Raw genomic sequence first — 20,391 nt, 5'->3', positions numbered from 1 at the left:
CGAGAATGGGGTCGAATTCACATGGTTTGATCTCCAGAGAGTGACCAACTTCACACTGCAGTGGCGGATGACGCGTTCGAGGCCGGGGAAGGGCGGGCTAGCCTGGTGCTTTACACGATTGCAGCCGCCGTACACATGCATAGGGAGAGCAGCCCGATGTTCCGGAACATAGCCAGCACCGCCAACCCGCGCCGGACCACCCTGGCCCATCTCGAGGACCTCGGGAGCGCGGACGAGCTGCGCCCGGCGCCGGCGGAGCACCCGCTGACCCTTCCGGAGCAGACGGCGAACCCGCGCCGCACGGTGCTGGTGGACGCGCCGCAGGCCTGAGCCGCCCCCGCCGCCCGGCACCACGAAGAAAGGCGCCCCCGCCGGGGGCGCCTTTCTTCGTGTCCGGGGCCGATAGCCTGGAGTGACCAGATCCCCGGCTAGCAAAGGCAGCGGCATCCCGTGCGCATCGTCAGGTTCTCCCTCGAGGGGAACGTCGCTTTCGGCGTCCTAGAGCGCGACCAGATCGACATCATCGTCGGCCACCCCTTCGGCGAGGTCGAACGGTCGGGACGGCTGATCCCCCTGGCCCAGGTGCGGCTCCTGCCCCCGGCCCTCCCCAGCAAGATCGTCGCGGTCGGCCGCAACTACGCCGAACACGCCGCCGAGCTGGGCAACGAGGTGCCCGCGGCACCCCTCACCTTCTTCAAGCCCTCCACGTCCGTCGTCGGCCCGGCCGACCCGGTGACCTACCCCGCGTTCTCCTCCGACGTGCACCACGAGGCCGAGCTGGCCGTCGTGATCGGCCGGCTGTGCCGCGAGGTCCCCGTGGAGCGCGCCGCCGAGGTGATCCTCGGCTACACCTGCGCCAACGACCTCACCGCCCGCGACATCCAGCGCAGCGAGGGACAGTGGGCGCGGGCGAAGGGCTTCGACTCCGCCTGCCCCCTGGGCCCGTGGATCGAGACGGAGCTGGACCCCGCCGACCTCGGCATCCAGTGCACCGTCAACGGTGAACAGCGCCAGCTCGGCCGTACGGCCGACATGATCCGCACGGTCCCCGAGCTGATCGCGCACATCACCGAGGCGATGACGCTCCTCCCCGGGGACGTCATCCTCACCGGCACCCCCGCGGGTGTCGGACCCGTGAACGTCGGCGACGAGGTCGCCGTCACCATCGAAGGCATCGGCACTCTCACCAACAAGGTGATCAAGCGTGGCTAGCGCACCCCTGAAGGACGTCCGCGTCCGTTTCTGCCCCTCCCCCACCGGCAATCCGCATGTCGGTCTGATCCGCACCGCCCTGTTCAACTGGGCCTTCGCCCGCCACCACGGCGGCACCCTGGTCTTCCGGATCGAGGACACGGACTCCGCGCGCGACTCCGAGGAGTCGTACGAGGCGCTCCTGGACTCGATGCGCTGGCTCGGCCTGGACTGGGACGAGGGCCCGGCCCCCTTCGACCCCGCCGCGTCCGCCGCGCCCGGCCCGCACGCCCCGTACCGCCAGTCGCAGCGCATGGACATCTACGCCGACGTGGCCGCGAAGCTGCAGGCCGCCGGGCACGCGTACCGCTGCTACTGCACCGCCGCGGAGCTCGAGGAGCGCCGCGAGGCCGCCCGCGCCGCCGGGAAGCCGTCCGGCTACGACGGCCACTGCCGCGACCTGTCGCCCGAGCGGATCGCCGGGTACGAGGCGGAGGGGCGGGACTCCATCGTCCGCTTCCGGATGCCGGACGAGACGATCACGTTCACCGACGTGGTCCGCGGCGAGCTGACCTTCCGGCCGGAGAACGTGACGGACTACGGGATCGTCCGGGCCAACGGCGCCCCGCTGTACACGCTGGTCAACCCGGTCGACGACGCCCTGATGGAGATCACGCACGTACTGCGCGGCGAGGACCTGCTGTCCTCCACCCCGCGGCAGATCGCCCTCTACCGGGCGCTGGCCTCCATCGGTGTGGGCAACGGCACGGTCCCGGAGTTCGGGCATCTGCCGTACGTGATGGGCGAGGGCAACAAGAAGCTGTCCAAGCGCGACCCGCAGTCCTCGCTGAACCTCTACCGCGAGCGCGGCTTCCTCCCCGGGGGCCTGCTCAACTACCTCTCCCTGCTGGGCTGGTCGCTCTCCGCCGACCAGGACGTCTTCACCATGGACGAGATGGTGGCGGCGTTCGACATCGGCGACGTGGTGGCGAACCCGGCGCGCTTCGACCTGAAGAAGGCCGAGGCGATCAACGCCGACCACATCCGCCGGCTGGACGTCGCGGCCTTCACCGAGGCCTGTACGCCGTGGCTGGCCGCCCCGCACGCCCCCTGGGCCCCCGAGGCGTTCGACCGGGCGGCGTGGGAGGCCATCGCCCCGCAGGCGCAGAGCCGGCTGACGGTGCTCTCCGACATCACCGCGAACGTCGACTTCCTCTTCCTGCCCGAGCCGGTCTCCGACGAGGCGTCGTGGGCGAAGGCCATGAAGCCGGGCGCGGACGAGCTGCTGCGCACCGCCCGCGAGAAGCTGGCGGCGACGGCGGACTGGACGGCGGAGCCGCTGAAGGAGGCCGTGCTGGCCGCGGGCGAGGCGCACGGGCTGAAGCTGGGCAAGGCCCAGGCGCCGGTCCGGGTGGCCGTCACGGGCCGCACCGTCGGGCTGCCGCTCTTTGAGTCGCTGGAGGTGCTGGGGCGCGAGCGCACCCTGGCCCGGGTGGACGCCGCCCTGTCGCGGCTCGCCGCCGAGGGCTGACGGCTCACTCGTCCCCGGGTCCTCGGGCGAGGGCCCGGGGACTGCGTCCTTGGGGGGTTGACGGCCGGGTGACGCCCCAACGGCCAAACTGGTTTTGGTGCACTGCCCACGATCAGGTAATGTTCTGTCTGTCGCCGAGCGGGGCAGAAGCCCGGAGCGAGGCGATCACCCGAACGAAGACCCCCCAGGGGGTTGCGTTTTGGTGGGGTATGGTGTAATTGGCAGCACGACTGATTCTGGTTCAGTTAGTCTAGGTTCGAGTCCTGGTACCCCAGCAGATCACTTCAGTGATCAGATCGAAAGATCGAAGCCCCCGTTGTGTAGCGGCCTAGCACGCTGCCCTCTCAAGGCAGTAGCGCCGGTTCGAATCCGGTCGGGGGTACAGATCCTTTCCTTCCGTTTCCATCTGGGTCGCACCCAGAGGCAGCGACGTAGAGGATCGCCAAAGGCCCCCGTTGTGTAGCGGCCTAGCACGCCGCCCTCTCAAGGCGGTAGCGCCGGTTCGAATCCGGTCGGGGGTACGTCACGGAACATCGTCTGAGGCCCGACCCTTCCGAGGGTCGGGCCTCAGACGTATGTCCGCCGCCGTCAGGCGTCCGGGTCCGTGCCGCGGACCACGATCACCGGGCAGTGGGCGTGGTTCAGCAGGGCCTGGCTCACCGAGCCGAGGAGCATGCCCGTGAAGCCGCCGTGGCCGCGGGCGCCGACGACCACGAGGCCGGCGCTCCCGCTCGCGTCGATGAGCAACTCGCGGGCCGAGCCCTTGATCGAGCGGCGTTCGACCGACACATCCGGGTACTGCTCCAGGGGGCCGGCGAGAGCCTCCGCCAGGACGAGTTCGCCCGGGTTGGCGCCCTCCGGGAGCGCGGCGTCCGAGGGGCGCGGGGCCTGGCTGTCCCAGGCGCTCCAGATGTGGACGGCGACGACGCCGGTGCCCCGGCGGTCCGCCTCGGCGAAGGCGTAGTCCACCGCCGCCTCGCCGGCGGCCGAGCCGTCGACGGCCAGCAGGACGGGACCGCCCGGGTCGGGCCTGCCCCGTACGACCAGCACCGGGCACCGGGCATGGGCGCTCAGATGGGTCGCCGTGGAGCCCAGCAGCAGCCGGGCGAACGCGCCGTGGCCCCGGCTGCCGACGACCGCCAGCCGGGCGCTCTCCGTCTCCTGGACCATGACCGGCAGGGACTCGCCGGTGACGACGATCCCCTCGATCTCGATCCCCGGCTCCGCCTCGTGCGCGTGCTGCACGGAGTCCTTGACCAGCTTGTCCGCCTGCTCCCGGAACACCGTGTACTCCGTGCCGACCATGGTGGCGCCGAGATAAACGCCCGAGGGCGGCCACAGGAACGCGTGCACCACGCGCAGCGGGCAGCCGCGCAGCCGTGCCTCGTGCGCGGCGACGGTGACCGCCTCCAGTCCGGCCTCGGAACCGTCCACGCCCACCAAAACCGGTCCGGTCTCCATCACCACGCTCCTCCTCCACGCCGCGAACCTCCCCCCGAGCCTCGGTCACGCCCCCGCCCCCCGCCAGCGGTCCGCCCGCACGCGGGTGACACGGGTGCGCCCGCGCGCCCCCCACCGGACGTGATGTTGTCCCGTACGGCCCCATCCGTACGGCCCGGATCCGGCACTACAGTTCCGCGCCACGAACGGGTACGGGTCTTGGGGGATTTCGTGTACGAGATGGTGAAGGGCGCCAACGTGGCGCTGGCGTCCATGAGCGAGAACACCGGTTCGCTGATCGTCAACCTGGGCTGGAGCAGTCCGGCCGGTGACGGGGACGCGGACGTGTCGGTGCTGCTCCTGGACGCGGACGGCAAGGTGCGCGACGACGGCGACTTCTACTTCTACAACCACCCCGTCGCCGCCGACGGCAGCGTGCAGCTGCTCGGCAAGGCCCCGGCGCGGGACGGCAGCGAGGACCGCATCGGCTTCGACCTGACGGCCGTGCCGGACGCCGTGGACCGGATCGTGGTCGCGGCGAGCAGGTACGACGGGGCGGGGTTCGGGGAGCTGGAGGATCTGCGGGTCACGCTGACCGACGCCGTCGGGGAGGATCTGCTGCGGTATGTCATCGAGGACCCGGGGCCGGTGAGCGCCGTCATCTTCGGCGAGCTCTACCGCCGGGACGACCGGTGGAAGTTCCGCGCCGTCGGCCAGGGGTACGACTCGGGGCTGGCGGGCCTGGCGACGGACTTCGGGGTCGACGTCGACGACGACGCGGCCACGGAGGAGGCGGTGGCGGCGGCCCCGGACGACCCGCCCGGGGAGGCGGCGCGGGTACCGGCGCCCGCCGCGCCGGCCGAGGCGGCCCCCGTACCGAAGCGGCCCCGGACCGCCAAGAAGAAGATCACGCTGCCGGCGGCCGCGCGGAAGTCCCTGGCGGACCACGAGTCGTGGAAGGGCGCCCGGCTCTTCCCCGTCCCGGCGCTCAAGAGCGACCGCGAGCGCGAGACGCGGGCGACGTCCGTGCTGCTGTCGGTGATGGCGCAGGTGCCCGAGTTCGGCCGGCGGCTGACCGCCGGGTTCGGGGCGCCCGCCGGGCGGATGGAGACGTTCACCGAGGTCTCCCTGCCGTTCGGGGACCGGCCGCGGCGGCCGGACGGGGTGATCCGGGTCGAGCGGGCGGGCAAGCTGTGGACGGCGCTCGTCGAGACCAAGACCAACGCCAACCCGCTGCGGGCCGAGCAGGTGCAGGCGTATCTGGACATCGCCGCGCGCCGCGGGTACGAGGCGGTCGTCACGCTGACGAACGACGTGGCCCTCGAGGGCAGTCCGCTCGTCGACGTCAAGACCGACGGCCGGCGCCGGAACAAGGTGGCGCTGTGGCATCTGTCCTGGGCCGAGGTCACCCATCAGGCCCAGCTGCTGATCCGGCACGAGGGGGTGGGCAACGCCGCCCACGCCTGGCTGCTGCACGAGCTCCTGCACTATCTGCAGCACGAGAACTCCGGCTGCCACGGCTTCCAGAACATGGGCCGGTCCTGGGTCCCCGTACGCAACGGCATCGACGACGAGACCCTCTGCCAGGGCGATCCGCGCGCCCTGGAGGTCGTCGAGAGCTGGGAGCGGCTCATCCGCCAGGTCTGTCTGCGGCTCGGCGGCGAGCTCGGGCGCAAGGTGCTGCCCGTACAGCGCAGCAGGCGCGGGGAGGACCCCGGCGACCGGCGCCGGCAATTCGCCGACCGGTTGTGCGCCGACGGGCGGCTGCAGGCGGAGCTGAGGATCGAGAGCCTGCCGGGGGTGCTCGCGATCAGCGCCGATCTGCGTACGGGCCGGCTGCGGACCTCCGTCGAGGTGCCCGCCCCGGACCAGGGGTATCCGCTGACGTGGGCCAAACGGCTGATCCGGCGGCTGGCCCAGGCCCCGGCCGATCTGCACGTCGAGACGCTCGTCGACTCCGGGGCGGGCCCGCGGGGCACCCTGGAGCGGCTGCGGCCCGAACCGGGGGATCTGCTGCCGCGCGGCGGGGCGCGGATCACGGGGTTCCGGCTGTCGCTGCTCAAGGGGATGGGCAGCTCGCGGGGCAACGCGGACAGCGGGTTCATCCGCAGCGTCGATGACGCGGTGAACCGCTTCTACACCGGGGTCGTCGCCCAGCTGGAGATTGCGTAGCACGGGCGCGGAGATTAGGTTAGGGCAGCCTTACCTAATCTCTACGTGAAGCAAGGAGGCGCGGGTGGCAGCCGACGTCTACCGGGACGCCTGGGGCATCCCCCATCTGCGGGCCGCGGATCCGCACGCGCTGGTGTTCGCGCAGGGGCGTGACGCCGCCCTCGACCGGGCCTGGCAGCTCGAGGTCGAGCGGCACCGGACGCAGGGCACCTCCGCCTCCTTCCTGGGCGCCGGCGCCGTGGCGTGGGACGTGTTCGCGCGCCGGGCGATGATCGACGACACCGCCCGGCGGTGCTACGCCGCGCTCGATCCGGGCACCGCCCGCTGGGTGTGGAGCTACGTCGAGGGCGTCAACTCCGCGCTGGCCGAGGGCGCCCGCCGCGCGCCGGAGTTCGCCGCGGCGGGGGTGGCGGCCGGGCGGTGGCGGGCGTGGACGCCGCTCGCCGTGTGGCTGGGGCACCATCTGCTGTTCGGGTCCTTCCCCGCCAAGCTGTGGCGCGAGTCGGTCGCCCGGCACCTGGGGCCGGACGCGATCGGGCTGTTCGCCACCGACGGACCCCTGACGCCGGGCAGCAACGGCTGGCTGGTCGGCGGCGGGCTGACCGCCGGGGGCGCACCGATCCTGGCCGGGGATCCGCACCGCTTCGTCGAGAGCCCGGGCCTCTACCAGCAGATCCACCTCGTCTGCCCCGAGTACGACGTGGTGGGCCTGGCCGTTCCCGGGGTGCCGGGCATCGCGCACTTCGGCCACACCGGGGGCGTCGCCTGGGCGATCACCAACGCCATGGCCGACCACCAGGACCTGTACGACGAGCGCCTGCGCCGCCGCGCCGGCCGCGTCGAGGCCCTGGGCCCCGACGGCTGGCGCCCCGCCCGGTCCCGTACCGAGGAGATCGCGGTGGCCGGCGCGGACCCCGTGCGGGTCGAGGTCGTCGAGACCGACCGCGGGCCGGTGGTGGCGGGCGGGGTCGGCGAGGAGCGGGCCGTGAGCCTGCGGTGCCCCTCGCGGGTGCGGGAGGACGCCGGGTTCGCCGTGCTGCCGGCGCTGCTGGCGGCCCGTACGGTCGCCGACGTGGACCGGGCGCTGGACGGGTGGGCGGAGCCGGTGAACACCGTGCTGGCCGCCGACACCGCCGGCGGGGTGCTGCACCGGGTGGCGGGGCTCGTACCGCGCCGGCATCCCGGCAACCGGCTGGGGGTGGTGCCGGCCTGGGACCCCGCGTACGTCTGGGAGGGGTACGAGGCGATGCCACGGGCGGAGGCCGGGGCGGTCGCGGTGATGGCCAACGAGCGGGGGATCGCGGCGCCGCTGGGCACCGAGTTCGCGCCGCCGCACCGCGCCGACCGCATCCGCGCACTGCTGACGGAGGGCGCCGGCCGGACGGCCGCGGACATGGCGCGGGTGCACACCGACACCCACCTCGCCTCCGCGGCCCCCCTGCTGGACCTCGTGGCCGGCCTCGGCGAACTCGCCCCCGCCTCCGCCGCGTTGCGCGCCCGGCTGCTGGCCTGGGACCGGCGGATGGACGCCGCGAGCACCGACGCCACGGCCTACGCCGCCCTGCGCAGCGCCGTCGTACGCCGCCTCGCCGCGCATCCCGTCCTGCGCCCCCTGGCCGAACCCCCGCCCTGGCCCGAGGTGTTCCACCCCTGGCTGGCCCTCCTCCCCCGCATCGGCTACGCCCTGGAGCACCTCCTCACCGACCGCACGCTCCCGGTCGACCGCCCCGCCCTGGTCCGCGCGGCCCTCGACGAGACCGCCGCCGCCGCCCCGGCCCCAAAGCCGTGGGGCGAGGTCCACCGGCTCGCCCCCTGGCAGGCGCTGCCCCTCGCGGACGACGACGTCACGTGGCCGGGGCTCGGCGGCGACCACGACTGCGTGCTGGCCACCTCCGCCGTGCCGGGCGTCACCGACCGGTTCCTGCGCGGACCGTCCGCCCGCTACGTCTGGGACCTGGGGCGGCGCGAGGACAGCCGCTGGATCGTCCCCCTCGGCGCGTCCGGCATTCCCGGCCGTCCCCACGCCCGCGACCAGCTCCCGCTGTGGGCGGCCGGTGAACTCGTCCCCGTCGTCACCGACTTCGCCCTGCTCGCGAAGGAGCCCGAGCTGCGGATCACCCCCGTCGACCCCGTCGCCGACCTCGACGTGCTGTACGGCTGGGTGAGCCAGGACCGCGCCCGCTTCTGGGGCATGACCGGGGCGACGCGTGAGGAGGTCGGGGAGATCTACGCGCACCTCGACGGCCTGGACACCCACCACGCGTACCTCGTACGCCGCGACGGCGTCCCCGTCGCCCTCGTCCAGACGTACGAGCCGACCGCCGACCGCGTGAGCGAGACGTACGACGCGCTCCCCGGCGACCGGGGCCTGCACCTGCTGCTGGCCCCCGCCGAGGGCACCCCCCGGCCGGGGTTCACCGGCGAGGTCCTGGACGCGGTGCTGGGCTTCGTCTTCGCGGACCCGGAGTGCCGGCGCCTGATCGCCGACCCGGACACGGCCAACGCGGCAGCGATCGCGCGCCTCACGCGTACGGGCTTCGCCGAGGGCCCCGAGGTGCTGCTCCCGGAGATCGACCTCCCGGACGTACGACTCCCGGCGAAGCACGCCCGCCTGATGTTCCTGGAGCGGTGAACCGCGCCGGAGTGCGGCCGGGGGTCCGGGGGCGTCCCCCGGACAACGCGGCCAGGACCGCGCTCACCCCCGCAGCCGCCACCCGTGATCCACCGGCCCGACCCCCGCCCCCGCCGCGAACCCCGCCGCTATCGCCCCCGTCACGTACTCCTTCGCCGCCCGGACCGCCGCCGGCACGTCGTCGCCCAGCGCCAGCCTCGACGCGATCGCGCTGGCCAGCGTGCAACCGGTGCCGTGCGTGTGCCGGTTGGGGTGGCGGGGCGCCCGCAGCCAGTGCTCGGCGGTGCCGTCCGTGAGCAGGTCCACCGCGTCGCCCGTGCCCAGATGGCCACCCTTGACCAGCACCCACCGCGGCCCGAACTCCAGCACCGCCCGCGCCGCCCCCGGCATCTCCTCCGGCACGCGCACCACGACCCCCGTGAGCTGCGCGACCTCGTCCAGATTCGGCGTCGCGACGGTGGCCGCCGGCAGCAGCTCCCGCCGCACCGCGTCCAGCGCGGAGGCCGCCAGCAGCGGGTCACCGTGCTTGGACACCCCCACCGGGTCCACCACGGCCGGCGCGTCCGTACCGGCGAGGAGCTCCGCGACGGCGGACACCAGCGGCGCCGACGACAGCATCCCGGTCTTCACCGCCGCCGCCCCGATGTCGTCCACCACGCCGCGGTACTGGGCGCGCACCGCCTCCACCGGCAGCTCCCACACGCCGTGCACGCCCAGGGAGTTCTGCGCGGTGACCGCCGTCAGCACGCTCGTGCCGTGCACGCCCAGCGCCAGCATCGTCTTCAGGTCGGCCTGGATCCCCGCCCCGCCCCCGGAGTCGGAGCCGGCCACGGTCAGCACCGGGGGCAGCCGCATCAGCCCTCCGCGCCGAAGTGGTCCCAGCCGCCGGCCGACGCCCACGGCTTGCCGTCGACCATGACGTGCGCGGCGGCCGAGCTGCTGGGGCAGCCCAGCACCTCGCCGACCACCCGCCAGCGCGCGGGCAGCTGGCACCGCGGCGGGAACGTCGCGACGATCGCGTGGTCCTCGCCGCCCGTCAGCACCCACTGCAGCGGCTGCACGCCCACCGCCCGCCCGATGTCCGCCATCTGGGTCGGGATGTCGAAGGCGTCGGAGCGCAGGTCGATCCGGACCTTGCTGGCCGCCGCCACATGCCCCAGGTCCGCCAGCAGCCCGTCCGACACGTCCGTCATCGCCGTCGCCCCGAGCACGGCCGCCGCCGGCCCCGCCTGGTACGGGGGCTCCGGCCGCCGGTGCGCCTCGACGAACGCCCGCGGCGAGCGGAAGCCCCGGGCGAGCACCGCGTGCCCCGCCGCCGACCAGCCCAGCCAGCCGGTCACCGCCACGATGTCCCCGGGCCGGGCGCCCGCCCGGGTGACCGGCTCCTGGCCCTGCAGATCACCGAGCGCGGTGATCGCGACGGTGATCTTCTCGCCCCGCACCACATCGCCGCCCACCACGGCCGCCCCGGCGACCTGGCACTCGTCGCGCAGCCCGTCCATCAGCTCCGTGGCCCATGTCGCCGGCAGCTCCGCCGGCACGATCAGCCCCAGCAGCAGCGCGGTCGGCACCGCCCCCATCGCGGCGATGTCCGCGAGGTTCTGCGCGGCGGACTTGCGCCCCACGTCGTACGCGGTGGACCAGTCCCGGCGGAAGTGCCGCCCCTCCAGCAGGACGTCCGTGCTGGCCACGACACGCCGGTCGGGCGCGCTGATCACGGCGGCGTCGTCGCCGGGTCCGAGCCGGACCGCCGGGGTGGTCGTCAGCCGCGACGTGAGCTCGCGGATGAGGCCGAACTCCCCCAGCTCGCCCACTGTTCCCTTCACCGGTACGACTCCTCGCTCTGCAGTGGTCCGCACGCCATTGTCGTCAACATTCCGCGGCCCCGCTCCTCCTGTGGGGCCCGGCAGAAGTCTCGCCCCCGTACACCCCGACGCGATAGCGTTGCCTTCCCCTTCCCACATGATCCGCGAAGCCGCCCTGTGGAGGTCCCGTGGTACAGGCGTACATCCTGATCCAGACCGAAGTCGGCAAGGCGTCGGCCGTGGCCGAGATGATCGCGAAGATTCCGGGCGTCATCCAGGCCGAGGATGTCACGGGCCCCTACGACGTCATCGTGCGCGCCCAGGCGGACACGGTCGACGACCTGGGCCGTCTCGTCGTCGCCAAGGTGCAGCAACTGGAGTCCATCACGCGAACCCTGACCTGCCCCGTCGTCCATATCTGATCCCCCCGTATGCTCAACCGGTGATCGGTTCCGCACGTCCCGCCGTCCTTCTGCTCGCCGTGGCGCTGGCCGCCGGCTGTTCACCGGACGATGACGGCAAGGTCGCCGTGCCCGCGCCGCGGCCGTCCGGCGAGGCCGTGGCGCACTGCGCCGCGCTCGCGAAACGGCTGCCGCGGGCGCTGGACGACGACCTGCGCCGGCGTACGGTGAAACCGGAGTCCCGCTACACCGCGGCATGGGGCGACCCGGCGGTCGTCCTGCGCTGCGGAGTACGCCGGCCCGCGGTCCTCACACCGGGCACAGAACTCTACAACCCGTCCGCGGACACGGCCGAGGTGGACGGGGTGGACTGGCTGCTCGAGGACACCGACGAGGGCTATCGCTTCACGACGGTGGGCCGCCGTACGTTCGTCGAGGTCGCGGTCCCCGAGCACTACGCCCCGGAGATCGGGATCGTCGCCGGCGGCATCTCGGCGGCCGTGCGGGCGACGGTCCCGACCGAGCTCTAGCGCAGACCGGTCGGGCGGCGCAGGGCCGCCTGGATCAGCCGGTCGACGAGCTCCTGGTACGTCACGCCGCTCTCCCGCCACATCCGCGGGTACATGGAGATCGGGGTGAACCCGGGCATGGTGTTGATCTCGTTGATGACGAACTCCCCGGCGTCCGTGAGGAAGAAGTCCGCCCGCACCAGACCCTCGCACGACACCGCCTCGAACGCCTGGACCGCCAGCTCCTGGACCCGCGCGGTCTCCGCGGCCGTCAGCGGCGCCGGGACGAGGCCGTCGGCGGAGTCGATGTACTTCGCCTCGAAGTCGTAGAAGTCGTGCGCGGACACCGGCGGGATCTCCGCCGGGACGCTCGCGCGCGGACCGTCCTCGAACTCAAGGACGCCGCACTCGATCTCCCGCCCGTGCAGCGCGGCCTCGACGATGACCTTCGGGTCGTGCCGCCTTGCCCGCTCGATGGCCTCCTCCAGGCCGGCGAGGTCGTCGACCTTCGTGATGCCCATGGAGGACCCGGCCCGCGACGGCTTCACGAACAGCGGCCAGCCGTGCTCCCCGGCGAGGTCCACGATCTTCTTGCGGGCGGCGGAGGGGTCCTGCTCCCACTCGCGGGCGCGGATCACGACGTACGGGCCGACGGGCAGTCCGTACGAGGTGAAGATCCGCTTCATGTACTCCTTGTCCATGCCGACCGCGGAGGCCAGCACGCCGCAGCCGACGTACGGGACGCCCGCCAGGTCGAGCATGCCCTGGATGGTGCCGTCCTCGCCGTACGGGCCGTGCAGCACGGGGAAAACAACGTCCACCTCGCCGAGCGCCTTGGGCACCTGGCCGGGCTCGCTGTAGACGACGTCGCGGGAGCCGGGGCTCAGCGGCATGATCACGCCGCCCGTGTCGGACTCCACCAGTTCCTCGACACTGGGCACCTTGCGGCCGTCGATCGCCATCCGTTCGGGGTCGTCGGCGGTGAGCGCCCAGCGGCCGTCCGCGGTGATGCCGATGGGCAGCACCTCGTACTTCGTACGGTCGATGGCCGCCATCACGGCTCCCGCGGTGACCACGGAGATGCCGTGCTCGGAGCTGCGTCCGCCGAAGACGACGGCGACGCGGGGCTTCTTGTCATGGCTGTGGGAGGAGTGCACGGTGCTCATATCGCGACGACCCTACCTGGTCTTTTGCCGTCCGTCAGTGTCCCTCGGCCTTGGCGCTGCGCGTCATGAGCTCCTTGACGGCGACGAGGGGCTGCTTGCCGTCGTGGACGATCGAGACAACCGTGTCGGTGATGGGCATGTCGACCCCGTTGCGCCGGGCCAGATCCTGCACCGACTCGCAGGACTTCACGCCCTCCGCGGTCTGCTTGGTGACGGCGATGGTCTCCGCGAGGGTCATGCCGCGGCCGAGGTTCATGCCGAAGGTGTGGTTGCGCGAGAGCGGCGAGGAGCAGGTGGCGACCAGGTCGCCCATGCCCGCCAGTCCGGCGAACGTACGCTGGTCGGCGCCGAGCGCGCTGCCCAGCCGCATGGTCTCGGCGAGCCCCCGGGTGATCAGCGACGCCTTCGCGTTGTCCCCGAGGCCCATGCCGTCGGCGATGCCGACCGCCAGCCCGATCACGTTCTTCACCGCGCCGCCCAGCTCGCAGCCGACGACGTCGGTGATCGTGTACGGGCGGAAGTACGGCGTCATGCAGGCGCCCTGCAGCCGCTGGGCCACCGTCTCGTCCGCGCAGGCCACGACGGCGGCGGCGGGCTGGCGGCGGGCGATCTCACGGGCGAGGTTGGGACCGGAGAGGACGGCGACGCGGTCGGCGGGGACCTTGGCGACCTCCTCGATCACCTCGCTCATCCGCTTCACGGTGCCCAGCTCGATGCCCTTCATCAGGCTGACGAGCACGGTGTCCGGGGCGAGGACGGGCACCCAGCGGGCCAGATTGCCGCGCAGGGTCTGCGAGGGGACCGCCAGGACCGTGAAGTCGGCGCCGTCGGCGGCCTCGGCCGGGTCGGTGGTCGCCCGGATCCGGGCGGGGAGGCCGATCCCGGGGAGGTAGTCGGGGTTGGTCCGGGTGGTGTTGATCGCGTCCACCGCGTCCGCCCGGCGGCCCCACATGGCCACCTCGCAGCCGGCGTCGGCGAGCACCATGGAGAAGGCGGTGCCCCACGATCCCGTACCGAAGACCGCAACCCGCGTCACTTGCTCTCCTTGTCCTCGGCCTTGTCCGTGCCCGTCTTCTTCGCCGCCGCGCTCCTGCGCCGCTGCTCCGCCCGCACCTTGACCGGGTCGTACCGCTCGGCGGGGGCCTTCTCCCCGCGCAGCTCCTCCAGCAGCCGGGTCACGGCGTCCATCAGGACCTCCGTGACCTCCTTCAGCACGTCCGGCGTGGGGTCCTTGCCGTAGTACGCGGAGAGGTCCACCGGCTCGCCGGCCAGCACGGAGAAGGTCTTGCGGGGGAACAGCCGCGGCTTGCCGTACGGGGGCAGCGCGTGGTTCGCGCCCCACTGGGCGACCGGGATCACCGGGACCTTGGTCTGCAGGGCGACCCGGGCGGCGCCGGTCTTGCCGGTCATGGGCCACAGGTCCGGATCGCGGGTGAGGGTGGCCTCCGGGTAGAAGGCTACGCACTCCCCCTTCTCGATCGCCGCGACGGCGGCCCGGAACGCGGCGGCGGCGTCGGTCGACTCCCGGTACACGGGGATCTGTCCGGTGCCGCGCATCATGGCGCCGACGAAGCCCTTCTTGAACAGCGGGTCCTTGGCGAGGAATCGCGGGACGCGGCCGGTGTTGTACTGGAAGTGCGCGTACGACAGCGGATCCAGGGCCGAGTTGTGGTTGACGACGGTGATGAAGCCGCCCTCGGCCGGCATGTGCTCCGCGCCCCGCCAGTCACGCTTGAAGAAGAGCAGGAGCGGTGGCTTTACGATCACCGCGGCCAGGCGGTACCAGAAACCGATTCGGTGCCGGGACACGGATCTTGTCTCCTCGTTTCGCGGGTGCTGGGGAGCCGCACAAGTGTCGCCCCAGGTCATCAGTCTGTCGAGAACACCGTACGCCTATACGAGCGCACGGTACCGGCGTGTGTCCCCGGCCGTCCGGTGGCTTCGCGCGGGCGGGGGGCGCGGAGCCGGGCCGCCGCGCCCGGCGGGACAATGGGGCGGTGACCGTGGACGCCGGATGGAGCCTCGTCGTACCGCTGAAGCCGCTGCCGCTGGCCAAGACGCGGCTGACGGCCGGCGCCGCCGTGCGGGCGGAGCTGGCGCTGGCGTTCGCCGTGGACACGGTGTCCGCCGCGCTCGCCTGCCGCGCGGTGCGTGATGTGACCGTGGTCACCGACGATCCGGCGGCCGGTGCCGCGCTCGCCGCGCTGGGGGCGCGGATAGTGGCGGACACCCCCGCGGACGGGCTGAACGCGGCGCTGGCCCACGGCGCCGCCGCGGTGCGCGCGCGCCGGCCCGGGGCGCCGGTGGCCGCCCTCAACGCCGATCTGCCCGCGCTGCGCCCGGCGGAGCTCGCCGTGGCCCTCGCGGCGGCCCCGGAGGCGGGGCGGGGGTTCCTGGCCGACGCGGACGGGGTGGGGACCACGCTGCTCACCGCGGCGCCGGGGGCGGACCTCGCCCCGGCCTTCGGCGGCGCCTCGCGGGCGCGGCACCGGGCGTCGGGGGCGGTGGAGCTCACGCCGGCGGGGGTGGAGTCGGTACGGCGGGACGTGGACACGCGGGCGAACCTGGACGCGGCGCTGGCGTTGGGGGTGGGCCCGCGCACGGCGGCGGCCGTCAGAACGTCTGCAGCGTCACCAGGGTGATCCGCCGGTCGTCGCCGGTCCCCTCGACCTCGATGCGCACCCGCTGCCCGGGCCGCAGCAGCCGCAGACCCCCGGCGTCGAACGCGGCGGCGCCGAAGGACACGGGGGTCCCGTCGTCCAGCAGCACGCTGCCGGTCCGGGTCGGGGCGTCATAGGTGTACGCGGTGGCCTGCATGCGCCCACCGTATCGGGACGGCCTCGAACGACGGCGGGCCGGACACCCCCGAGGGGGCCCGGCCCTGCTGTCGCCGACGTCGCCGCCGGTCGTGTCCGCGCGACGGCGTTCACTTCTTGGCGGTCGCCCGCTTCGCGGTGGTCTTGCGCGTGGCGGCCTTGCGGGCCGGCGCCTTCTTGGCGGTGGCCTTCTTCGCCGGCGCCTTCTTGGCGGTGGCCTTCTTGGCCGTGGTCTTCTTCGCGGTGGTCTTCTTGGCGGCCGCCGTGGTCTTCTTCGCCGCGGTCTTCTTGGCGGCGGTGGTCTTCTTCGCGACGGCCTTCTTGGCCGTGGTCTTCTTCGCCACCGTCTTCTTGGCGACGGCGCGCTTGGTGGTGGCCCGCTTGGTGGTGGCCTTCTTCGTGGCCGTACCGCCGCTGAGGGAACCCTTCGGCGCCTTCTTCACCGAGGTCTCGCCGGCCTTGGGCAGCTTCTTGGCGCCGCTCACCAGGTCCTTGAAGCCCTGGCCTGCGCGGAAGCGCGGCACCGACGTCTTCTTGACCCGGACGCGCTCGCCGGTCTGCGGGTTACGGGCGTAGCGGGCCGGGCGCTCGACCTTCTCAAAGGAGCCGAACCCGGTGACGGAGACCCGGTCGCCCGAGCAGACCGCACGGATGATCCCGTCGAGTACCGCGTCGACCGCGTGCTCCGCCTGCTGCCGACCACCCATTTTGTCGGCGATCGCTTCAACGAGCTGTGCCTTGTTCACGTCTTCCCCTTCGGAGACATTGCTATGAACGAATTGTTCAAGCCTTTTCGCACGTTAGGCAGAGATATACCGCAAATCAAACGCGAAACGGTCTAATCACTCTCGTGTCGCAACATCTCAAACCCTCAGGAACGGCTGTCCAGCTCGGCGGCGAGCGCGTCGAGCCGGCGGAGGGCAGCCACCGGATCGTGCTTGGCGGCCGCGGTGACGGCCAGCAACCGGCGGGTGTACGAGGCCCGTTCGGAATCCGGCGCGTCCAACGCGCGAACTCGCGCGTGCGTCTCCTTCAGACGTGCGGCCAGCGCCTCGTACAGCGCGAGTTGACCGTCGTCCTCCATGCGCCGATTGTGTCATCTGGGGCGAGTTGTCGACCGGCGCCGCGCCAACCGGCCGGGTCCCGGACATGGCGGCGCCCCCGGCCCGGACGGTGTCTGAGCAGGGGGCGCGTGCGACCGCGGACGGCGGTCGCGCGGGTCAGGCCTGGATTGTGCGGGGCTTGAACGCGGGGCGCAACTTTTCGTACGCCGCGACGTCGGACTCGTTCCGAAGGGTGATGGAAATGTCGTCGAGACCGTTGAGCAGCCGCCAGCGGGCGTTCTCGTCGAGCTCGAAGTCCGCGGTCACACCGTCCGCCCGTACCTGGCGTTCGACCAGGTCAACGGTGATTTCCGCCGTCGGGTCCGCCTCGATGACGTCCCAGAGGGCGTCAACGACCTTCTGGTCGAGTACGACGGTCAGCAAACCGTTCTTCAGCGAGTTGCCGCGGAAGATGTCGGCGAAGCGCGACGAGATGACCGTCTTGAAACCGTAGTTCTGGAGCGCCCAGACGGCGTGCTCACGGGAGGAGCCGGTGCCGAAGTCGGGTCCGGCGACCAGCACGGTGGCGCCGGCGCGCTCGGGCCGGTTCAGCACGAACTCCGGGTCCTTGCGCCAGGCCTCGAAGAGCCCGTCCTCGAACCCGTCGCGGGTGACCTTCTTCAGCCAGTGCGCGGGAATGATCTGGTCGGTGTCGACGTTGCCGCGGCGCAGCGGAACGCCCCGGCCTGTGTGGGTGGTGAAGGCTTCCATGGCGCTCAGACTCCTGCGGGCGTGCGGACGTCGGACAGATCGGCCGGCGAGGCCAGGTGGCCCGCCACGGCGGTCGCCGCGGCCACCTGCGGGGAGACCAGGTGCGTACGGCCGCCCTTGCCCTGCCTGCCCTCGAAGTTGCGGTTCGAGGTGGAGGCGGAGCGCTCGCCGGGGGCGAGCTGGTCGGGGTTCATGCCCAGGCACATCGAGCAGCCGGCGTGCCGCCATTCGGCACCGGCGGCGGTGAACACCTGGTCCAGGCCCTCCTCGACGGCCTGCAGCGCCACGCGCACCGAGCCGGGGACGACCAGCATCCGTACGCCGTCGGCGACCTTGCGCCCGTCGACGATCGCGGCGGCCGCGCGCAGGTCCTCGATCCGGCCGTTGGTGCAGGAGCCGACGAAGACGGTGTCGACCGCGATGTCCCGCAGCCGCTGCCCGGCCTCAAGGCCCATGTACGCCAGCGCGTTCTCGGCGGCGAGCCGCTCGCTGGGGTCCTCGAAGGAGGCCGGGTCGGGCACGCTCGCCGACAGCGGGGCGCCCTGGCCCGGGTTGGTGCCCCAGGTGACGAACGGCGCCAGCTCGGCGGCCTCGATGACGACCTCGGCGTCGAATTCGGCGTCCGGGTCGGACTTCAGGGTCTTCCAGTACGCGACGGCGGCGTCCCAGTCCGCGCCCTTCGGGGCGTGCTCGCGGCCCTCCAGATACGCGAAGGTCGTCTCGTCCGGGGCGATCATGCCGGCCCGGGCGCCCGCCTCGATCGACATGTTGCAGATCGTCATCCGGGCCTCCATCGAGAGCTTCTCGACGGCCTCGCCGCGGTACTCCAGGACGTAGCCCTGGCCGCCGCCCGTACCGATCCGGGCGATGATCGCCAGGATCAGGTCCTTGGCGGTGACACCGTCCGGCAGTTCGCCGTTGACGGTGATCGCCATGGTCTTCGGGCGGGCCATCGGCAGCGTCTGGGTGGCCAGCACGTGCTCCACCTGGGAGGTGCCGATACCGAACGCCAGCCCGCCGAACGCGCCGTGCGTGGAGGTGTGGCTGTCGCCGCAGACCACGGTCATCCCGGGCTGGGTCAGGCCCAGCTGCGGCCCGACCACGTGGACGACGCCCTGCTCGACGTCACCGAGCGGATGCAGCCGGACACCGAAGTCCGCGCAGTTCTTGCGCAGGGTCTCCAACTGGGTGCGCGAGACCGGGTCGGCGATCGGCTTGTCGATGTCGACCGTGGGGGTGTTGTGGTCCTCGGTCGCGATGGTCAGGTCGGTGCGGCGCACCTGCCGGCCGGCCTTGCGCAGCCCGTCGAATGCCTGCGGGCTGGTGACCTCGTGCAGCAGGTGGAGATCGATGTAGAGAAGGTCCGGCTCGCCTTCGGCGTGCCTGACGACGTGGTCGTCCCAGACCTTCTGCGCGAGTGTCCGTCCCATCGCTTTCCCATCGTTGATTGCGTGTCGTGCCAGGGCGTACGGGGGCTCCGCCCGTTCCCCCACGCGTCGGACGGTGACCCGTGCACTCCAGAGTGGCTGGTCTCACGGAAATTTGAACTTGCGTTTCACAGTGTGAGACGCGAATATCGTTGCATGGACAACTCTAGCGGCGTCGGCGTACTCGACAAGGCCGCGGTGGTTCTCAGCGCACTGGAGAGCGGACCTGCCACTTTGGCCGGGCTCGTCTCGGCGACCGGGCTGGCCCGGCCCACGGCTCACCGCCTCGCAGTGGCGCTCGAACACCATCGCATGGTGGCAAGGGACATGCAGGGGCGCTTCATCCTCGGCCCGCGGCTCTCGGAGCTGGCGGCGGCCGCGGGTGAGGACCGGCTGCTCGCGACGGCGGGCCCGGTGCTCACGCATGTACGGGATGTGACCGGGGAGAGCGCGCAGCTCTACCGCCGGCAGGGAGACATGCGGATCTGTGTGGCCGCCGCCGAGCGGCTGTCGGGTCTGCGGGACACGGTGCCGGTGGGCTCGACGCTGCCCATGAAGGCCGGGTCGGCGGCCCAGGTGCTGCTCGCCTGGGAGGAGCCGGAGCGGCTGCACCGCGGGCTGCAGGGCGCCCGCTTCACGGCCACCGCGCTCTCCGGCGTACGGCGCCGGGGCTGGGCCCAGTCGGTCGGCGAGCGGGAGCCCGGTGTGGCGTCCGTCTCGGCGCCGGTGCGGGGACCGTCCAACCGGGTGGTCGCCGCCGTCTCGGTCTCCGGACCGATCGAGCGGCTGACCCGGCACCCGGGGCGGATGCACGCCCAGGCCGTGGTGGACGCCGCCGGGCGGCTGTCCGAGGCCCTGCGGCGCGGCAACTGACGGCTTCGCCCCCTTCCCGTACCACCCCCTGCCTCCTTCCGGCGCTCCAGCGCTGTGGCGACGGACGGACGGCCCTCCCGCGGCGTTACGCCGCCTCTCCCGCCGGCTTCCCCGCGGCCGCCAGCCGCTGCGCGGCCCGCTCACCGCGCCGGCCCACCGGGACCGTGCCGTACGCGGCGCCCAGGCCCGCCGGCGGCATCCCGAAGTAGATGTTCTCGTAGTGGCCCGCCGGGACCGAGTAGGTCTCGTGCCAGATGCCCACCCGTCCGTTCCCGGCCCGCACGGCCCGGTTGAACGCCGCCCAGGCGGGACGGTGCTCGCTCTCCTGCCGGGACGCGTAGGCGAAGAGCTTCTCCTTGGACTCCCAGTACTGGACCACGTAGTAGGTCCGCGGGTTCCCCGTCAGCAGGATGTGGTGCAGCAGCCCGCTGTCCGGGTCCTTCGTCAGCTCCTTCAGCATCCGCGGCATGGCCCTGAAGGCCGGCCACCAACTGCGCACCGAACGGAAGCGGTTGATGCGCATCCCGATGAGGAAGACCACCACCTCGCCGTCGGTGTCCGCGGTGACCCTCTCGTAGACCGGCTCGGCTCCCATGTGCCGTCGCTCCCCTCGC

Annotated in this window: 21 protein-coding genes and 3 tRNA genes; 12 read left to right on the top strand and 12 right to left on the bottom strand. The window is 72.6% G+C overall.

Going from position 1 to position 20,391, the window contains the following annotated elements; translation table 11 throughout:
• Positions 1-156 precede the first annotated feature (156 nt).
• The 6 genes from SRB5_RS11720 to SRB5_RS11695 all read left to right on the top strand — a co-directional run bounded on the left by SRB5_RS11720 (position 157) and on the right by SRB5_RS11695 (position 3,243).
• Positions 157-330, top strand: coding sequence for a hypothetical protein (locus tag SRB5_RS11720; RefSeq protein WP_194292901.1), 174 nt, complete (start codon positions 157-159; stop codon positions 328-330).
• Between the two features lie 120 nt (positions 331-450).
• Entirely contained in the window at positions 451-1,212 is a 762-nt protein-coding gene (locus tag SRB5_RS11715; RefSeq protein ID WP_323377750.1) for a fumarylacetoacetate hydrolase family protein, read from the top strand.
• Positions 1,205-2,722, top strand: a complete 1,518-nt coding sequence (gene gltX / locus SRB5_RS11710) for a glutamate--tRNA ligase (protein WP_323377748.1) — start codon at positions 1,205-1,207, stop codon at positions 2,720-2,722. Before SRB5_RS11715 ends, gltX begins: the two co-directional genes overlap by 8 nt.
• A gap of 203 nt (positions 2,723-2,925) precedes the next feature.
• Positions 2,926-2,997, top strand: a tRNA-Gln gene (locus tag SRB5_RS11705).
• Between the two features lie 34 nt (positions 2,998-3,031).
• Positions 3,032-3,104, top strand: a tRNA-Glu gene (locus SRB5_RS11700).
• Between the two features lie 66 nt (positions 3,105-3,170).
• A tRNA-Glu gene (locus tag SRB5_RS11695) sits at positions 3,171-3,243 on the top strand.
• A 67-nt stretch (positions 3,244-3,310) separates the two neighbouring features.
• On the opposite strand, the gene SRB5_RS11690 is transcribed toward SRB5_RS11695, so the two are convergent.
• The gene (locus SRB5_RS11690) at positions 3,311-4,183 is read right to left on the bottom strand and encodes a universal stress protein (protein WP_153451562.1); all 873 of its coding nucleotides are present in this window, start codon (positions 4,181-4,183) and stop codon (positions 3,311-3,313) included.
• 219 nt (positions 4,184-4,402) lie between these two features.
• On the opposite strand from SRB5_RS11690, the gene SRB5_RS11685 reads away from it, so the two are divergent.
• Positions 4,403-6,334 (top strand): TerD family protein, encoded by a 1,932-nt coding sequence (locus SRB5_RS11685; protein WP_153451725.1) that lies wholly within the window; start codon positions 4,403-4,405, stop codon positions 6,332-6,334.
• 64 nt (positions 6,335-6,398) lie between these two features.
• Positions 6,399-8,966: a GNAT family N-acetyltransferase gene (locus SRB5_RS11680; RefSeq protein WP_323377747.1), complete on the top strand. Its 2,568-nt coding sequence runs from the start codon at positions 6,399-6,401 to the stop codon at positions 8,964-8,966.
• A 63-nt stretch (positions 8,967-9,029) separates the two neighbouring features.
• Here the strand turns inward: SRB5_RS11680 and thiD are convergent, their stop codons facing one another.
• Together thiD and SRB5_RS11670 are read right to left on the bottom strand one after the other, a co-directional pair.
• Entirely contained in the window at positions 9,030-9,821 is a 792-nt protein-coding gene (gene thiD, locus SRB5_RS11675) for a bifunctional hydroxymethylpyrimidine kinase/phosphomethylpyrimidine kinase (RefSeq protein ID WP_153451561.1), read from the bottom strand.
• Positions 9,821-10,792, bottom strand: a complete 972-nt coding sequence (locus SRB5_RS11670; protein ID WP_323377746.1) for a thiamine-phosphate kinase — start codon at positions 10,790-10,792, stop codon at positions 9,821-9,823. The genes thiD and SRB5_RS11670 overlap by 1 nt, the downstream gene beginning before the upstream one ends.
• A 167-nt stretch (positions 10,793-10,959) precedes the next feature.
• Here SRB5_RS11670 and SRB5_RS11665 point away from each other — a divergent pair, with 167 nt between their 5' ends.
• Both SRB5_RS11665 and SRB5_RS11660 read left to right on the top strand, forming a co-directional pair.
• Positions 10,960-11,193 carry an Lrp/AsnC family transcriptional regulator gene (locus tag SRB5_RS11665; protein WP_323377745.1) on the top strand — a complete coding sequence of 78 codons (234 nt, stop codon included), beginning with the start codon at positions 10,960-10,962 and terminating at the stop codon, positions 11,191-11,193.
• A 20-nt stretch (positions 11,194-11,213) separates the two neighbouring features.
• Positions 11,214-11,702 (top strand): DUF3515 domain-containing protein, encoded by a 489-nt coding sequence (locus SRB5_RS11660; protein WP_323377744.1) that lies wholly within the window; start codon positions 11,214-11,216, stop codon positions 11,700-11,702.
• Here the strand turns inward: SRB5_RS11660 and SRB5_RS11655 are convergent.
• The 3 genes from SRB5_RS11655 to SRB5_RS11645 are packed head-to-tail and all read right to left on the bottom strand — an operon-like array spanning position 11,699 to position 14,656.
• Complete coding sequence (locus tag SRB5_RS11655; RefSeq protein ID WP_153451557.1) at positions 11,699-12,847, bottom strand: D-alanine--D-alanine ligase family protein; 1,149 nt, start codon at positions 12,845-12,847, stop codon at positions 11,699-11,701. The genes SRB5_RS11660 and SRB5_RS11655 overlap by 4 nt on opposite strands.
• A gap of 34 nt (positions 12,848-12,881) precedes the next feature.
• The gene (locus SRB5_RS11650) at positions 12,882-13,883 is read right to left on the bottom strand and encodes an NAD(P)H-dependent glycerol-3-phosphate dehydrogenase (RefSeq protein ID WP_323377743.1); all 1,002 of its coding nucleotides are present in this window, start codon (positions 13,881-13,883) and stop codon (positions 12,882-12,884) included.
• Positions 13,880-14,656, bottom strand: coding sequence for a lysophospholipid acyltransferase family protein (locus tag SRB5_RS11645; RefSeq protein ID WP_323377742.1), 777 nt, complete (start codon positions 14,654-14,656; stop codon positions 13,880-13,882). The genes SRB5_RS11650 and SRB5_RS11645 overlap by 4 nt, the downstream gene beginning before the upstream one ends.
• 188 nt (positions 14,657-14,844) lie before the next feature.
• Between SRB5_RS11645 and cofC the strand changes: the two genes are divergently transcribed.
• Complete coding sequence (cofC, locus tag SRB5_RS11640; RefSeq protein WP_323377740.1) at positions 14,845-15,489, top strand: 2-phospho-L-lactate guanylyltransferase; 645 nt, start codon at positions 14,845-14,847, stop codon at positions 15,487-15,489.
• Here the strand turns inward: cofC and SRB5_RS11635 are convergent.
• The 5 genes from SRB5_RS11635 to leuC all read right to left on the bottom strand — a co-directional run bounded on the left by SRB5_RS11635 (position 15,461) and on the right by leuC (position 18,907).
• On the bottom strand, positions 15,461-15,664 hold the full coding sequence (locus tag SRB5_RS11635) for a hypothetical protein (protein ID WP_153451555.1): 204 nt from the start codon (positions 15,662-15,664) through the stop codon (positions 15,461-15,463). The two genes, cofC and SRB5_RS11635, sit on opposite strands and share 29 nt — an antisense overlap.
• 109 nt (positions 15,665-15,773) lie before the next feature.
• Positions 15,774-16,409: an HU family DNA-binding protein gene (locus SRB5_RS11630; RefSeq protein ID WP_323377738.1), complete on the bottom strand. Its 636-nt coding sequence runs from the start codon at positions 16,407-16,409 to the stop codon at positions 15,774-15,776.
• 125 nt (positions 16,410-16,534) lie between these two features.
• Entirely contained in the window at positions 16,535-16,747 is a 213-nt protein-coding gene (locus SRB5_RS11625) for an SCO5555 family protein (RefSeq protein WP_153451554.1), read from the bottom strand.
• A 136-nt stretch (positions 16,748-16,883) separates the two neighbouring features.
• Positions 16,884-17,477 carry a 3-isopropylmalate dehydratase small subunit gene (gene leuD / locus SRB5_RS11620; RefSeq protein ID WP_153451552.1) on the bottom strand — a complete coding sequence of 198 codons (594 nt, stop codon included), beginning with the start codon at positions 17,475-17,477 and terminating at the stop codon, positions 16,884-16,886.
• A 5-nt stretch (positions 17,478-17,482) separates the two neighbouring features.
• Positions 17,483-18,907 carry a 3-isopropylmalate dehydratase large subunit gene (gene leuC / locus SRB5_RS11615; RefSeq protein ID WP_153451550.1) on the bottom strand — a complete coding sequence of 475 codons (1,425 nt, stop codon included), beginning with the start codon at positions 18,905-18,907 and terminating at the stop codon, positions 17,483-17,485.
• Positions 18,908-19,060: 153 nt separating this feature from the next.
• On the opposite strand from leuC, the gene ndgR reads away from it, so the two are divergent.
• Entirely contained in the window at positions 19,061-19,777 is a 717-nt protein-coding gene (ndgR, locus tag SRB5_RS11610) for an IclR family transcriptional regulator NdgR (RefSeq protein ID WP_153451548.1), read from the top strand.
• A gap of 85 nt (positions 19,778-19,862) precedes the next feature.
• Here the strand turns inward: ndgR and SRB5_RS11605 are convergent, their stop codons facing one another.
• The gene (locus SRB5_RS11605; RefSeq protein ID WP_153451546.1) at positions 19,863-20,372 is read right to left on the bottom strand and encodes a DUF4188 domain-containing protein; all 510 of its coding nucleotides are present in this window, start codon (positions 20,370-20,372) and stop codon (positions 19,863-19,865) included.
• Between the last annotated feature and the right edge of the window lie 19 nt (positions 20,373-20,391).

The organism is Streptomyces smaragdinus, assembly GCF_009604385.1.
Classification (GTDB): Bacteria; Actinomycetota; Actinomycetes; order Streptomycetales; family Streptomycetaceae; genus Streptomyces; species Streptomyces smaragdinus.
The sequence above is the reverse complement of the archived record's forward strand: the minus strand, read 5'-3'. Positions and strand labels throughout refer to the sequence as shown.

What these genes read in the sequence shown, in the direction of transcription:
- SRB5_RS11605 (WP_153451546.1), bottom strand. Translation starts at nt 20,372, where the DNA reads ATGGGAGCCGAGCCGGTCTACGAGAGGGTCACCGCGGACACCGACGGC.
- SRB5_RS11635 (WP_153451555.1), bottom strand. Translation starts at nt 15,664, where the DNA reads ATGCAGGCCACCGCGTACACCTATGACGCCCCGACCCGGACCGGCAGC.
- leuC (WP_153451550.1), bottom strand. Translation starts at nt 18,907, where the DNA reads ATGGGACGGACACTCGCGCAGAAGGTCTGGGACGACCACGTCGTCAGG.
- thiD (WP_153451561.1), bottom strand. Translation starts at nt 9,821, where the DNA reads ATGCGGCTGCCCCCGGTGCTGACCGTGGCCGGCTCCGACTCCGGGGGC.
- SRB5_RS11685 (WP_153451725.1), top strand. Translation starts at nt 4,403, where the DNA reads ATGGTGAAGGGCGCCAACGTGGCGCTGGCGTCCATGAGCGAGAACACC.
- leuD (WP_153451552.1), bottom strand. Translation starts at nt 17,477, where the DNA reads ATGGAAGCCTTCACCACCCACACAGGCCGGGGCGTTCCGCTGCGCCGC.
- ndgR (WP_153451548.1), top strand. Translation starts at nt 19,061, where the DNA reads ATGGACAACTCTAGCGGCGTCGGCGTACTCGACAAGGCCGCGGTGGTT.
- SRB5_RS11690 (WP_153451562.1), bottom strand. Translation starts at nt 4,183, where the DNA reads ATGGAGACCGGACCGGTTTTGGTGGGCGTGGACGGTTCCGAGGCCGGA.
- SRB5_RS11720 (WP_194292901.1), top strand. Translation starts at nt 157, where the DNA reads ATGTTCCGGAACATAGCCAGCACCGCCAACCCGCGCCGGACCACCCTG.
- SRB5_RS11625 (WP_153451554.1), bottom strand. Translation starts at nt 16,747, where the DNA reads ATGGAGGACGACGGTCAACTCGCGCTGTACGAGGCGCTGGCCGCACGT.
- SRB5_RS11655 (WP_153451557.1), bottom strand. Translation starts at nt 12,847, where the DNA reads ATGAGCACCGTGCACTCCTCCCACAGCCATGACAAGAAGCCCCGCGTC.